This is a genomic window from Variovorax sp. MSC1_012, from assembly GCF_023667525.1.
GTDB lineage: Bacteria > Pseudomonadota > Gammaproteobacteria > Burkholderiales > Burkholderiaceae_C > Variovorax > Variovorax beijingensis_B.
On the sequence record NZ_JAMOZJ020000002.1, the window covers coordinates 484133 to 496712 of the forward strand.

The following is a 12580-nucleotide window of genomic DNA, read 5'->3' on the forward strand; positions in this document are numbered from 1 at the left end:
GCGGGTGGCGCATTCAATGGGCGGCGCCGGCGGAGGCGGCTTCGCCCCCCGCGCTGGCGGTCGGGGCGCCCATGGCCGTGGGCTTGCCGATCACCGAAGCCGCCAGTGCGGCATCGGCCAGCCAGAACTGCTGCTGGGCGTTGATGGCGTTGCTCACGCTCGCGATCTGGTCGCGCGCCTCGGCCAGCAGCTCGAAGACGCCGATCAGCATGCCGTTGTAGCGAAGCACGTTCTCGTCGGCCATGGCCTGGCGCAGCGGCACGATCTCGTCGCGGTAGTGCCGAGCGATGTCGTAGGCGGTGCGGTAGGCCGAATAGCCTTCGCGCAACTGCGACGAAGCGCCGCGCACGGTGGCGTCGTAGCGGTTGGCCGCCGCCAAGGATTGCGCGTTCAATGCATCGCGCTGTGCCGAGCCCCAGTCGAACAGCGGCAGCCGGATGTCGAGCTCGAAGCCGCGCCGTGTGCTCCGGGCGCCTTCGGCGCTGTCGAACACGGTGTCGCGCCGGCCACCCACTTCCACGTCGACGAAGGTCGACAGCAGGTTGATGCCCTGCGACTTGCCCGCCACGTCGAGCTGGGCGCGCGCGAGCTGCACGTCGAGGCGCTGCTCGGTCGCGGTGGCGGCCACTTCCTTGGCCTCGCGCGGCGCTTTCGGCAGATCGGGCAGCCGGTCGGGCAAGGCTAGCTTGGCGGCCTGCGCATCGTCCAGGCCCAATGCCCGAACCAGCTCCTCGCGCGCAGCGGTGGCTGCATGCTGCGCCGAGGCCAGCTGCGTGGTCGCGTCGGCATAGAAGACCTGCTGGCGCGCGCGCTGCAGCTTGCTGAAGTTGCCGATCTGCTGCATGCGCCGCGCGAGTTCCGCGCTGGCCTGCGCCGATCGGTTGACCTGCTCGGCGTAGCGCAGCATCTGCTGCGCGGCCACGGCGCGGACCCAGGCCTGCCGCACCTGCGTGACCTGGTCGACCACCGCGCCGGTGAGCTGCACCTTGGCCTGGCTCGACTGGCTGCGCGAGATCGACAGGCGCTGCGGCAGCAGGAGGAGGTCCACGAGACCGAAGGACAGGAGTCGCCCGAGTTCGAGTTCGCTGCCCAGGCGCATGCGCTCGAAGCTGAAGACCGGGTTGGGCAGCCGGCTCGACTGGTTGGACGCGGCGATGTCGCCCCAGCTCTGCGCGACCAGCGCCTGCACCGCGGGGCTGTTGGTGAGCGCGAGCTGCACCGCGTCGCCTTGCGACAGCGGCCTGGACAGCAGCTCCTGCGCGAGCGCGGCGCGGCGGTCGCGCTGCTCCTGCGTGCGGCTGAGCTCGAGCTTGCCGCCGGTGAACTGCCCGGCCTGGGTGTTGGTGTCCTGCAGCGCGTCGTCGATGCCGACCGAGGCGCAGCCGGCCAGCAAGGCGACCGCCGTGGCGACAACCGTGAGGCGCAAGGCGCGCTTCATGGCTTCTTCTCCTTGCCGGCGGGAGGCATGGGCATCGTATGCCCCTGGCGCGCGGCGGGCGCCTCGGAGGCGCCGCCACCCGCGGTCTCTTCGGCATAGGCCTTCCAGCCCCCGCGCTGGCGGACGGTCTCGTTGGCCTCCTTCCAGGGAATCGGCTTGTCGTCGGTGAAGGGCCGATAGCCCTCGAGCGCGGACTTGTAGCTCAGTGTGGTGGGCGCGCGGGTGGCTGCTTCCTCAGCGCGCGGCGCGGGAGCCGGTGCCGGCTGGGCCGCGGCAGCGAGCGCCGCCGCCATGGCCGGAAGGACAGCCAGCCAACGGGCCGGCAAAGATTGGGACATGGAATCCTCGCGTGTTCATGAACGGAATGCGTCACGGCCGCCCGAAGGGGCATGACGCAGGCGATGCATGCGCGCTGCTGCGGCCCGTGACCGGGCGCGCGCAGGCGCACGAACGCTTCAGGCGCGAGGAGGTTTGTCGAGAAGGCGCGGCGCGACCGTGGCCACCGTGCTGGCGGGCTCGATGAGGTCGGCGCGGGGAAGGCCCTGGAACACGATCAGTTCCAGCGTGCTGGTGAGCGCGGTGGCGTGGCAGGCGCCGCAGGTGCCGCACTTGTGCATGCCATCGGGATCCGCATGCGCGGCGGCGGTGCCGCTGTGCTCACCGGCGGATGGACCGGCGTCCTGCGCGGCGGCATCGTGGTGGTGATGGCTTGCATGCCCATCGCCGTGCGCCTGCTGCGCATGCCGATGCGCTGCGGCCGGCGCGGCGGTTGCCGCAACCGCCAAGGCCGCACCCTCATGGCCCGGCCCGCAAAAGACCATGGCTGCCGCCGCATACGCCTGGAAGGGCACGGCAAACATCACGATCCAGAGGACAAAGAGGCGAACCCGGTGCATGCGGAGCATTGTAGATAGAGCGGCAATGCCTGTCTGTATTCGACGGGCATGCGTGCCACTCTAGCCGTCCAGTCCGACGGTTTCCCGCCGGCTGGATTACAGCGCCGTCATCTTCGGGCGCCGCCGTGCCGTCAGAAGAACCCGAGCTTCTTCGGCGAATAGCTCACGAGCAGGTTCTTGGTCTGCTGGTAGTGGTCGAGCATCATCTTGTGCGTTTCGCGGCCGATGCCCGATTCCTTGTAGCCGCCGAAGGTGGCGTGCGCCGGGTAGGCGTGGTAGCAGTTGGTCCACACGCGGCCGGCCTGGATGGCGCGGCCCATGCGGTAGGCGGTGCTGCCGTTGCGCGTCCACACGCCGGCGCCCAGGCCGTAGGGCGTGTCGTTGGCGATCTCCAGCGCCTCGGCCTCGGTCTTGAAGGTGGCAATGGCGAGCACGGGGCCGAAGATCTCCTCCTGGAAGATGCGCATCTTGTTGTGGCCCTTGAACAGCGTGGGCTCGATGTAGTAGCCGCCGGCCAGCTCGCCGCCGAGCTGCGCGCGGCCGCCGCCGGTCAGGCACTGCGCGCCCTCTTCCTTGCCGAGCGCGAGGTAGCTCATGATCTTGTCCATCTGCATGGCCGAGGCCTGGGCACCCATCATGGTGTCGGTGTCCAGCGGATGGCCCTGCTTGATGGCCTTGATGCGCTCCAGCGCGCGCGCCATGAACTTGTCGTAGATCGATTCCTGGATCAGCGCGCGCGACGGGCAGGTGCAGACCTCGCCCTGGTTGAAGGCGAACAGCACCAGCCCTTCGACGGCCTTGTCGAAGAAGTCGTCGTCCGCGTCGGCGATGTCCTCGAAGAAGATGTTGGGGCTCTTGCCGCCGAGCTCCAGCGTGGCGGGAATCAGGTTGCCGGCCGCGGCCTGCGCGATGACGCGGCCCGTGGCCGTGGAGCCCGTGAATGCGATCTTCGCGATGCGCTTGCTGCCCGCCAGCGCCATGCCGGCCTCGCGGCCGTAGCCGTTCACGATGTTGAGCACGCCGGGCGGCAGCAGGTCGGCCAGCAGCTCGGCCATCACCATGATGCTCACGGGCGTCGATTCGGCCGGCTTGAGCACCACGCAGTTGCCCGCGGCAATGGCGGGCGCGAGCTTCCATGCGGCCATCAGGATCGGGAAGTTCCACGGAATGATCAGTCCCACCACGCCCAGCGGCTCGTGGAAGTGATAGGCGATGGTGTTCTCGTCGATCTCGCTGAGGGCGCCTTCCTGCGCGCGCAGGCAACCGGCGAAGTATCGGAAGTGGTCGATGGTCAGCGGAATGTCGGCGTTGAGCGTCTCGCGGATCGGCTTGCCGTTGTCCACCGTTTCCGCATAGGCGAGCAGTTCGAGGTTCTGCTCCAGTCGGTCGGCGATCTTCAGCAGCACGTTGGCGCGCTCGGCCGGCGAGGTGCGTCCCCATGCGCCCGCGGCGGCATGGGCCGCGTCGAGCGCGAGCTCGATGTCTTCGGCACCCGAACGGGCGGCGCGCGTGTAGGGCTTGCCGGTGATCGGCGTGATGACATCGAAGTACTGGCCCTTCACCGGCGGCACGAACTTGCCGTTGATGAAGTTGTCGTAGGCCGGCTTGAAGTCGATCTTTGCGCCGGGGGTGTTGGGGCTCGCGTATTGCATGGTCTGTTGTCTCCGTCGGGTAAGGGTTGGAAGGCGACCGCGCAAGCCGGATGCTGCGCGGTCCCGCGTGCTGCATTGCACGCGCCGTGCCACGCGGGACTGAAGGCCATTCGCACGATCTGGCACAAGGACCCGGGGGGACCGGGGCGGTTTCCTGCGCCAGGCTGCCACAGAGCTGTGTGCCGCGCTGAGCACCTGTCACGAAACGGGACAAAGCACCCGCCGCTGGCACACAAGATCAAGCAGTCGCCGGGTGCGCGCAGGGCGTCGCATTCGGATACATTGGGGCCGCGCTCGCCTCCGGCGGGACGCCGTCCTACCCCATGGCTGCCATGCTTCATTGCCCTGAGAGCGCGTAGTGCTTCGCGGACCTTCCATCACCGCCAAGACCATGGCTTTCGTGGCCGTGGTCTGCCTCAGCCTGCTGGCGATCGATTTCTGGAACAGCTGGGAGTCGCGCGCCGACCAGCTCCAGCAGATGAACGTGGCCGCGTCGAACCTCGCGCGCGCCATGGCGCAGCAAGCCGACGACGCCATCAAGAAGGCCGACACGGTGCTCGTCGGCATTGTCGAGCGCGTGGAGCACGACGGCACCGATCCGGCCGACGTGGCGCGGCTTCGCCGGGTGCTTTCCATGCGGGTCGCCGAACTGCCGCAGCTCGACGGCCTGCACATCTACGACAAGGAAGGCAACTGGGTTGCGAACTCCCGTTCCACGCCGCCGGAAAACCTGAACAACGCGGGCCGGGAGTATTTCGTCTATCACCGTACGCATGCAGACCGCGGACCGCACATCGGCATTCCCGTAAAAAGCCGCACCAGCGGCAGGCTGCTGGTTCCGGTTTCGCGGCGCATCAATCATGCGGATGGCAGCTTTGCCGGCGTGGCGCTCGCGACGATCCACGTCGAGTTCTTCTCCAGGTTCTACGACAGCCTGGACATCGGCCAGGCCGGCGCCGTCGCGCTGGTGCTCGAAAACGGAACCATGATGACGCGCCGGCCCTACAGCCCGGAGATGGTGGGCCGGAACATGCTCGAAACCGAGCTCTTCCGCGCCTACACCGCGCAAGGGCCGGTCGGAATGGCCTTCATCAAGTCGGCGCAGGACGGCGTGACGCGGTTGAACAGCTTCCGGCGCCTGGCCAACTATCCGCTGTTCGTCTCTGCGGCGCTGTCCAAGGACGAAATCCTGGCCAACTGGTGGCGCGAGACGCTCTGGCATTCGGGTGGCGTTCTTCTGCTGACCCTGATCGTCGGCTTCACCGGGTGGCGGCTGGTGCGGCAATTCCAGCTCCAGACCCGCACCGAAGCCGAGCTGCGGCAGGCGCGCGATGCGCTGGAAACGCTCAACGAGACCCTCAACACCCTGGCCATGGAAGACGGGCTGACCGGGCTCGCGAACCGCAGGCAGTTCGACATGGCGCTGGACAGCGAATACAGCCGCGCGGCGCGCACGGCGAGCACGCTGGCCCTGATCATGATGGATGTGGATTGCTTCAAGCAATACAACGACATCTACGGCCATGCCGCAGGCGACGAGTGCCTGCAGACCATCGGACGCACCATCGCCAGCGTCGCCTCCCGGCGCCCCGGGGACCTGGCGGCCCGCTATGGCGGTGAAGAGCTGGCGGTGCTGCTGCCGAACACCGACGTGGCGGGCGCGGTGATGCTGGCCGAACGCATCCGCAGCGCCGTGCGGGACCTGAAGATCGAGCACGCCGGCTCCGCCGACGGATTCGTGACACTGAGCGCGGGCGTGGACGCGCTCAGCCCCGCGGCCGGAAAGGCAAGCCAGCCCAAGGAACTGGTCCGCGCCGCCGACAAGGCGCTCTACGCGGCCAAGACCAGCGGACGCAACCGCGTGTGCGCACCGACGGTGCAGCCGGTGCCTGCGTGACCCGACTGGCCCGCCGCTCCAGCCAAGGGTAAACCCCAGTCAACGAGCCCTTGATTCCACGCGGGATGATTCAGTACACTGATTGTCATTCAGTGTACTGAATCAAAGGGCGCCAGCAACGTACTTGGCTGCCCTGCACAAGGAGACAAGATGACCCACGATCTACGCAAGACCTTCGATGAAGGCCCCATGAGCCGCTTCCAGTGGAGCGCGATCACGATCTGCATCACGCTGATCATGCTCGACGGCTTCGACGTGCTCGTCATGGCCTTCACCGCCGCCAGCGTCTCGGCAGAGTGGAAGCTCAGCGGTGCCCAGCTCGGCGTGCTGTTCAGTGCTGGCCTGTTCGGCATGGCGGCCGGCTCACTGTTCCTCGCGCCGCTGGCCGATCGCTTCGGGCGCCAAGCCATCATCCTGCTGTGCCTGGTGGTGATCGCGCTCGGCATGGGACTGTCGGCGCTGGCCCGGAGCAGCACGCAGCTGGCGGCGCTGCGCGCGCTCACCGGCGTGGGCATCGGCGGCATGCTGGCCAGCGTCGGTGTCATCACCTCCGAATACGCGTCGAACAAATGGCGCAGCACCGCGGTGGCCCTGCAGGCGACCGGCTATCCGATCGGCGCGACCATTGGCGGCAGCATTGCCGCGGTGCTGCTGGAGCACTACGGCTGGCGTTCGGTCTTCGTCTTCGGCGGCCTTGCCACGGCGCTGATGATTCCGCTGGTGCTGTGGCGCCTGCCCGAATCGGTCGACTTCCTCGTCTCCAGGCGCCCCGCCGGCGCGCTGCGCAAGCTCAACGCGCTGCTGCGCCAGATGAAGCGCCCGGCACTGGCCGAACTGCCGCCGCTGCCGCCGGCCGGCGAGCGCTCCGCCTCCACGGTGGCGAGCCTGTTCAGTGCAGGCCTGGCATGCTCGACACTGCTGCTGTGGGCCGCGTTCTTCCTGCTGATGTTCGGCTTCTACTTCGCGCTGAGCTGGACGCCGAAGCTTCTGGTCTCGGCGGGGCTGTCCGCGCGGGAGGGCATCACCGGCGGCGTGCTGCTGAACATCGGCGGCATCGTCGGCGGTAGCCTGTTCGGGCTGCTCGTCGCGCGGCTGGACCTCGGGCGCCTGACGGCCGCCAGCCTCGCCATCACGGCGCTGGCCATGGCCGCATTCGGCGCGGCCACCGGCCACCTCGGCGCATCGTTCGCCATCGCCTTCCTGATCGGCGGATTCATCTTCGGCTCGATGGCCGGGCTCTATTCGTTCGCACCGGTGATCTACCCGGCCGCCGTGCGCACCACCGGCATGGGATGGGCGATCGGCATCGGCCGCATCGGTGCCATCCTCGCGCCGCTCATTGCCGGGATGCTGCTCGATCGCGGCTGGCAGCCGCCGCATCTCTACTACGCCTACGCGCTGCCGCTGGTGGCAGCGATGGCTGCCGTCCTCGCGCTGCGCAGCAGCGCCGCGGCCCAGCCGGCCGGCCGCGTGGCCGCCGCCCACTGATCCCCTCGTTCCAACCCAGCCATCCGAAGGAGAGCTACATGTTCCCGAAAAACACCTGGTACGTGGCCTGCACCGGCAACGAAATCGACGACAAGCCCCTGGGCCGCAAGATCTGCGGCGAGAACCTCGTGCTGTACCGCGCCGCGGAAGGCAAGGCCACGGCGCTGGAAGACTTCTGCCCGCACCGCGGCGCGCCTCTGTCCCTGGGCCGGGTGGTCGAGGGCAAGCTGGTGTGCGGCTACCACGGCTTGGAGATGGGCTGCGACGGCAAGACGGTCGCCATGCCCGGACAGCGCGTGCGCGGCTTTCCGCCGATCCGCGCCTTCCCGGTGATCGAGCGCTACGGCTTCGTCTGGGTCTGGCCCGGCGACCCCGCCCTGGCCGACCCGGCCAGGCTGCATCACCTCGAATGGGCCGAAAGCCCCGACTGGGCCTACGGCGGCGGCCTGTTCCACATCCAGTGCGACTACCGCCTGATGATCGACAACCTGATGGACCTGACGCACGAGACCTACGTGCACTCGACCAGCATCGGCCAGAAGGAAATCGACGAGACGCCCACCACCACCAAGACCGAGGGCGACCAGGTCACCACCAGCCGCTTCATGGAGAACATCTCGGCGCCGCCGTTCTGGCGCATGGCGCTGCGCGGCAACCACCTGGCCGACGACGTGCCGGTCGACCGCTGGCAGATCTGCCGCTTCACGCCGCCGAGCCACGTGCTGATCGAAGTCGGCGTCGCCCACGCCGGCAAGGGCGGCTACCACGCCGATCCGGCGCACAAGGTGTCGAGCATCGTGGTCGACTTCATCACGCCCGAGACCGAGACCTCGCACTGGTACTTCTGGGGCATGGCGCGCAACTTCCAGCCGCACGACAAGGCGCTGACCGCATCGATCCGCGAAGGCCAGGGCAAGATCTTCAGCGAAGACCTGGAGATGCTCGAATCGCAGCAGCGCAACCTGCTCGCCCATCCGGATCGCGCGCTGCTGAAGCTCAACATCGACTCGGGCGGCGTGCAATCGCGCCGCGTGCTGGAGCGCCTGATCGCGCAGGAAGGCCAGGCCCCCGCGACTCCGGCAGGTGCGGCATGAACGCCTCCGAACTGAACGTGCGCGTCGCCCGCAAGCATGCGGAGGCGCTGGACATCTGCACCTTCGAGCTGGTGCATGCCGAGGGGCATGCCCTGCCTGCCTTCTCGGCCGGCTCGCACATCGACGTGCATCTGCCGAACGGCCTCACGCGCCAGTACTCGCTGTGCAACGATCCGCAGGAGAGCCACCGCTACCTGATCGGCGTGCTGCGCGACCCCTCGTCGCGCGGCGGCTCGCAGGCCATGCACGAGCTGGTGCAGGAGGGCAGCCTGCTGCGCATCAGCGCACCGAAGAACCATTTCCCGCTGGCCCACGCGGCCACCCGCAGCGTGCTGATCGCGGGCGGCATCGGCGTGACGCCGATCCTGTGCATGGCCGAGCGGCTGGCGCTGAGCGCAGCGCCGTTCGAGATGCACTACTGCACGCGCTCGCGCGAGCGCACCGCCTTTGCCGGGCGCATTGCGCAGTCCGCGTTCGCATCGCAGGTGCAGTTCCACTTCGACGACGGCGACGAGGCACAGAAGCTGTCGCTGCCCCAGGCGATCGGCACGCCGCAGCCGGGCGTGCACCTGTACGTCTGCGGCCCCAAGGGCTTCATGGACTGGGTGCTGGATGCCGCGCGCACCGCCGGCTGGCCGGCCGACCAGCTGCACTACGAGTTCTTCTCGGCCGAGATCGCCGCGTCGGACAGCGACGCGGCGTTCGAGGTCAAGCTGGCGAGCTCGGGGCGCATCGTCAAGGTCCCCAAGGACCGCACGGTGGTGCAGGCACTTGCCGAGGCCGGCGTCGAGGTGGCGACCTCCTGCGAACAGGGCGTGTGCGGTACCTGCCTCACGCGCGTGCTGGAAGGCGAGCCGGACCACAAGGACATGTACCTGACGCCGGAAGAACAGGCCGCCAACGACCAGTTCACCCCGTGCTGCTCGCGCTCGCGCTCGGCAATGCTGGTGCTCGATCTGTAGCGGCCCGCTCGGCGGTCGACCCCCTAGAATCGCGGGCTCCGCCCTTGCCGCCGGAGACCCGATTCAGCTTTCGACATCCATGCCCAGCCCCACTTCCGACGCCGCCGAGATCGACATCAACGACCAGCCGGGCCACCTGATTCGCCGGGCCCACCAGATCGCGGTCTCGGTGTTCCACGAGAAGCTGGGGCGCGACATCACGCCGGTCCAGTACGCGATCCTGCGCACCTTGCAGAAGAAGCCGGGCATCGACCAGGTCACGCTCGCGCAGCAGGTGGCGCTCGACACCTCCACCGCCGCCGACATTGCCGCGCGCCTGGAGACCAAGGGATGGATCACGCGCCAGGTGCTGGCACGCGGCCAGCGCGAACTGCGCCTGACCGCCGCGGGCACCGAGCTGCTCGCGCAGACGGTGCCGGCCATGGCCCAGATGCAGGACGCGCTCTTCAGCACCATGAGCGAGCAGGAGCGCCACGATTTCATGAAGCTGCTCGCCAAGTTCGTCACGGCCAACAACGACAGAAGCCGCGCGCCCATGCGCGCGTGAGTGCAGATCGGGCGCCCGCCGGCTTCGCGGCGCGGGCGCTTCAGCGGGCCTTTCGGCCCCCCTCCGGCCGGGGCCGCGACGTCGATTCGCGCACCACCAGCGACACATCGACCTCATGGTGCAGCGCGGCCGCGCGGCCCGACAGCGACCGGACCAGGTACTCCCCGGCGCGCGTCCAGACCTCGTCGGTGGGCACGTGCATGGTCGTGAGGCTGGGGCGTAGGTGGCGGCTCCATTCGAGATCGTCGAAGCCCATCACCGACAGGTCGTTGGGCACGTTGAGTCCGCGGCGCTCGGCCTCCAGCAGCACGCCGTAGGCGATCACGTCGTTGCCGCAGACCACCGCCGTGGGCCAGCCTTCGCGCGGCGACGACAGCAGCGACCGCGCACCCTGGCGCGCATCGTCCAGGTGGTAGGGCACCTCGATGTACCACTCGGGCTTCAGCGAAAGTCCGCTCTCCGCCAGCGCGCGCCGCACGCCCGACACGCGGGCCGTGGCCCGGTCGTTGTTGGACGAGATCGCCGCCACCATGCCGATGCGCGTGTGGCCGAGCTCGACCAGGTAGCGGCAGGCGCGGTAGGCGGCGGCCTCGTTGTTGCCGCCGACCGAGGCGTACGGCTTGTCCGGGTGGTACACGCCCACGTTCACGAAGGGAATGCGCTGCGACGCGAGCAGCCGGCGCAGCGCATCGGTGTGCATGTCGCCGCGCAGGATGAGCCCGTCGATGCCGCGGCTCACCATGTTCTGCGCCTGCCGAGCCTCGGTCTCGGGGTCGTAGCCGCTGGTCGACAGCAGCAGCAGGTAGCCCTGCAGCGACAGGTAGCTCTGCAATGCCTCGATGCCGCGCGCGAACATCGCGTTGTCCACCGTTGGAATGATCGCGCCGATGGTGCGCGTGCGGCGCGACGACAGCGCGCGCGCCGCCGCATCGGGGATGTAGCCCAGTTCGGCGATGGCCGCGTCGATGCGCATGCGCAGCTCGGGGCTCACCGACTCGGGGTTGTTGAGGGTGCGCGAAATCGAGGCCGTCGAGACGCCCACGTGTTTTGCAACGTCACGGATTCCCACGGATTTCGGCTTCATGATGAAACAGTTTACAGGAAACGATACGTAGCCGTTTACAGCCAATTTCCAGGGAAATCCCCTACGAATCTCTCTGCATGACGGCGCTTTGCGCGTTGACATTGATGAAGCTGATTCCGATAATTTTGTAAACGGTTACATGACGAATCGCTCGCTTGATGACCCGCCTTTGACACGTCACAGGAGACAGAAAATGAGCCAGGCCTTCCGCCATCCGGGCACCCGCCCCAGTGCCCGCACCACCGTGCGTGCCGTCGCCCTCCTCGTTGCGGCTTCGTGCGCCGGTGCCGCCTTCGCGCAGGAATTCAACTGGAAGAAGCACCAGGGCAAGACCCTGACCTTCCTTGCCAACAACAACCCAGTCGCCAACGCGCTGCTCAAGCACAAGGCCGATTTCGAGCAGCAGACGGGCATGACGCTGAAGGTCGACTCCTACCAGGAGCAGCAGATGCGCCAGCGCCTGGTCACGGTGATGAACTCGCGCAGCGACGAGGTCGACGTGTTCATGTCGCTGCCTTCGCGCGAGGGCATGCAGTTCGCCAAGGCCGGCTGGTATGCCGACCTTTCGGAGCTGGTGAAGACAGCGAGCGCCAAGGACTACGACTTCGCGGACCTGAGCGCAGGCATGCTCAAGGACGCCACCTACGACAAGCAGCTCACGGGCATCCCGATGAACGTCGAGGGGCCGGTGCTGTACTACCGCAAGGACCTGTTCCAGAAGTGCGGCGTGACGCTGCCCAGGAGCCTGCCCGAGCTCGAGGCCGTGGCGGCCAAGCTCAAGAGCTGCGAGCCCGGCGTCACGCCCTTCGTGTCGCGCGGCCTCAAGCCCGCCCTGCCCTTCACCTACAGCGTGTTCCTGCACAACATGGGCGGCCAGTACATGAAGGGCGGCAGGTCGCAGCTGTGCAGCAAGGAAGGCCAGGCCTCGCTGGCCCTGTACGCCAAGCTGCTGAAGGACTACGGCCCGCCGGGCGTCGTGAACTACAGCTTCTATCAAATCTCCTCGCTCTACCGCGAAGGCAAGGCGGCGATGGCCTTCGAGTCGTCGAACGAGCTGCGCAACGTGATGGACGGCGGGGCGCGCCTGAAGGACACCGCCGTTGCGGTGCTGCCCGCGGGCCCGGGCGGTTCGCATCCGACCGTCATCGGCTGGACCATGTCGGTGTCGGCGCACAGCAAGAACAAGGAAGCCGCCTGGTACTTCGTGCAGTGGGCCACCAGCCCCGCCACCCAGGCCAAGCTGGCGCTCGACGGCGTGGCGCCGCCGCGCGCGGCCGTCGCCAAGTCACCCGGCTACAAGGCCTGGACGGACGAGCAGCCGGTGCGCGCCGAATGGGTGGCGGCCGTCAACGAACTGGCCCGCACCGGCACGTCCGAGGTGGGCTATCCCATCGTCGCCAATCCGGCCTCGCGCGAGTTCATCGGGCAGGCCGCGACCGAACTCCTGCTGGGCCAGAAGATGCCCGCGCAGGCCTGCGCGGACGCCGACAAGCAGCTCGACGCGCTCATCGCCAAGGACTGA

Annotated in this window: 11 protein-coding genes; 6 read left to right on the plus strand and 5 right to left on the minus strand. The window is 68.2% G+C overall.

What is annotated here, in order from left to right; translation table 11 throughout:
- Positions 1 to 13 precede the first annotated feature (13 nt).
- The 4 genes from L1081_RS27620 to adh form a co-directional block, all read right to left on the minus strand.
- Positions 14 to 1438 carry a TolC family protein gene (locus L1081_RS27620; protein ID WP_489417815.1) on the minus strand — a complete coding sequence of 475 codons (1425 nt, stop codon included), beginning with the start codon at positions 1436 to 1438 and terminating at the stop codon, positions 14 to 16.
- The gene (locus L1081_RS27625) at positions 1435 to 1776 is read right to left on the minus strand and encodes a hypothetical protein (protein WP_489417816.1); all 342 of its coding nucleotides are present in this window, start codon (positions 1774 to 1776) and stop codon (positions 1435 to 1437) included. The genes L1081_RS27620 and L1081_RS27625 overlap by 4 nt, the downstream gene beginning before the upstream one ends.
- A gap of 117 nt (positions 1777 to 1893) precedes the next feature.
- Positions 1894 to 2334, minus strand: a complete 441-nt coding sequence (locus L1081_RS27630) for a hypothetical protein (protein WP_489417817.1) — start codon at positions 2332 to 2334, stop codon at positions 1894 to 1896.
- A gap of 131 nt (positions 2335 to 2465) precedes the next feature.
- Positions 2466 to 3986 carry an aldehyde dehydrogenase gene (adh, locus tag L1081_RS27635; RefSeq protein ID WP_489417818.1) on the minus strand — a complete coding sequence of 507 codons (1521 nt, stop codon included), beginning with the start codon at positions 3984 to 3986 and terminating at the stop codon, positions 2466 to 2468.
- Positions 3987 to 4377: 391 nt separating this feature from the next.
- On the opposite strand from adh, the gene L1081_RS27640 reads away from it, so the two are divergent.
- The 5 genes from L1081_RS27640 to L1081_RS27660 all read left to right on the plus strand — a co-directional run bounded on the left by L1081_RS27640 (position 4378) and on the right by L1081_RS27660 (position 9974).
- On the plus strand, positions 4378 to 5883 hold the full coding sequence (locus L1081_RS27640) for a diguanylate cyclase (RefSeq protein ID WP_489417819.1): 1506 nt from the start codon (positions 4378 to 4380) through the stop codon (positions 5881 to 5883).
- Between the two features lie 150 nt (positions 5884 to 6033).
- Positions 6034 to 7371, plus strand: a complete 1338-nt coding sequence (locus L1081_RS27645) for an MFS transporter (protein WP_489417820.1) — start codon at positions 6034 to 6036, stop codon at positions 7369 to 7371.
- Between the two features lie 38 nt (positions 7372 to 7409).
- Complete coding sequence (locus tag L1081_RS27650; protein WP_489417821.1) at positions 7410 to 8465, plus strand: Rieske 2Fe-2S domain-containing protein; 1056 nt, start codon at positions 7410 to 7412, stop codon at positions 8463 to 8465.
- Positions 8462 to 9427 (plus strand): 2Fe-2S iron-sulfur cluster-binding protein, encoded by a 966-nt coding sequence (locus L1081_RS27655; RefSeq protein WP_489417822.1) that lies wholly within the window; start codon positions 8462 to 8464, stop codon positions 9425 to 9427. Before L1081_RS27650 ends, L1081_RS27655 begins: the two co-directional genes overlap by 4 nt.
- Positions 9428 to 9506: 79 nt before the next feature.
- Positions 9507 to 9974 carry a MarR family winged helix-turn-helix transcriptional regulator gene (locus L1081_RS27660; protein WP_145743946.1) on the plus strand — a complete coding sequence of 156 codons (468 nt, stop codon included), beginning with the start codon at positions 9507 to 9509 and terminating at the stop codon, positions 9972 to 9974.
- 40 nt (positions 9975 to 10014) lie between these two features.
- Here L1081_RS27660 and L1081_RS27665 read toward each other — a convergent pair whose 3' ends face one another.
- Positions 10015 to 11058 carry a substrate-binding domain-containing protein gene (locus L1081_RS27665; RefSeq protein ID WP_489417823.1) on the minus strand — a complete coding sequence of 348 codons (1044 nt, stop codon included), beginning with the start codon at positions 11056 to 11058 and terminating at the stop codon, positions 10015 to 10017.
- A gap of 193 nt (positions 11059 to 11251) precedes the next feature.
- Here L1081_RS27665 and L1081_RS27670 point away from each other — a divergent pair, with 193 nt between their 5' ends.
- Positions 11252 to 12580: an extracellular solute-binding protein gene (locus L1081_RS27670; RefSeq protein WP_489417824.1), complete on the plus strand. Its 1329-nt coding sequence runs from the start codon at positions 11252 to 11254 to the stop codon at positions 12578 to 12580.

Bases quoted from the DNA above. Each gene is read 5' to 3' on its own strand.
- L1081_RS27650 (WP_489417821.1), top strand. From the start codon at position 7,410: ATGTTCCCGAAAAACACCTGGTACGTGGCCTGCACCGGCAACGAAATC.
- L1081_RS27645 (WP_489417820.1), top strand. From the start codon at position 6,034: ATGACCCACGATCTACGCAAGACCTTCGATGAAGGCCCCATGAGCCGC.
- L1081_RS27620 (WP_489417815.1), bottom strand. From the start codon at position 1,438: ATGAAGCGCGCCTTGCGCCTCACGGTTGTCGCCACGGCGGTCGCCTTG.
- L1081_RS27625 (WP_489417816.1), bottom strand. From the start codon at position 1,776: ATGTCCCAATCTTTGCCGGCCCGTTGGCTGGCTGTCCTTCCGGCCATG.
- L1081_RS27665 (WP_489417823.1), bottom strand. From the start codon at position 11,058: ATGAAGCCGAAATCCGTGGGAATCCGTGACGTTGCAAAACACGTGGGC.
- L1081_RS27655 (WP_489417822.1), top strand. From the start codon at position 8,462: ATGAACGCCTCCGAACTGAACGTGCGCGTCGCCCGCAAGCATGCGGAG.
- L1081_RS27670 (WP_489417824.1), top strand. From the start codon at position 11,252: ATGAGCCAGGCCTTCCGCCATCCGGGCACCCGCCCCAGTGCCCGCACC.
- L1081_RS27630 (WP_489417817.1), bottom strand. From the start codon at position 2,334: ATGCACCGGGTTCGCCTCTTTGTCCTCTGGATCGTGATGTTTGCCGTG.
- L1081_RS27640 (WP_489417819.1), top strand. From the start codon at position 4,378: ATGGCTTTCGTGGCCGTGGTCTGCCTCAGCCTGCTGGCGATCGATTTC.
- adh (WP_489417818.1), bottom strand. From the start codon at position 3,986: ATGCAATACGCGAGCCCCAACACCCCCGGCGCAAAGATCGACTTCAAG.
- L1081_RS27660 (WP_145743946.1), top strand. From the start codon at position 9,507: ATGCCCAGCCCCACTTCCGACGCCGCCGAGATCGACATCAACGACCAG.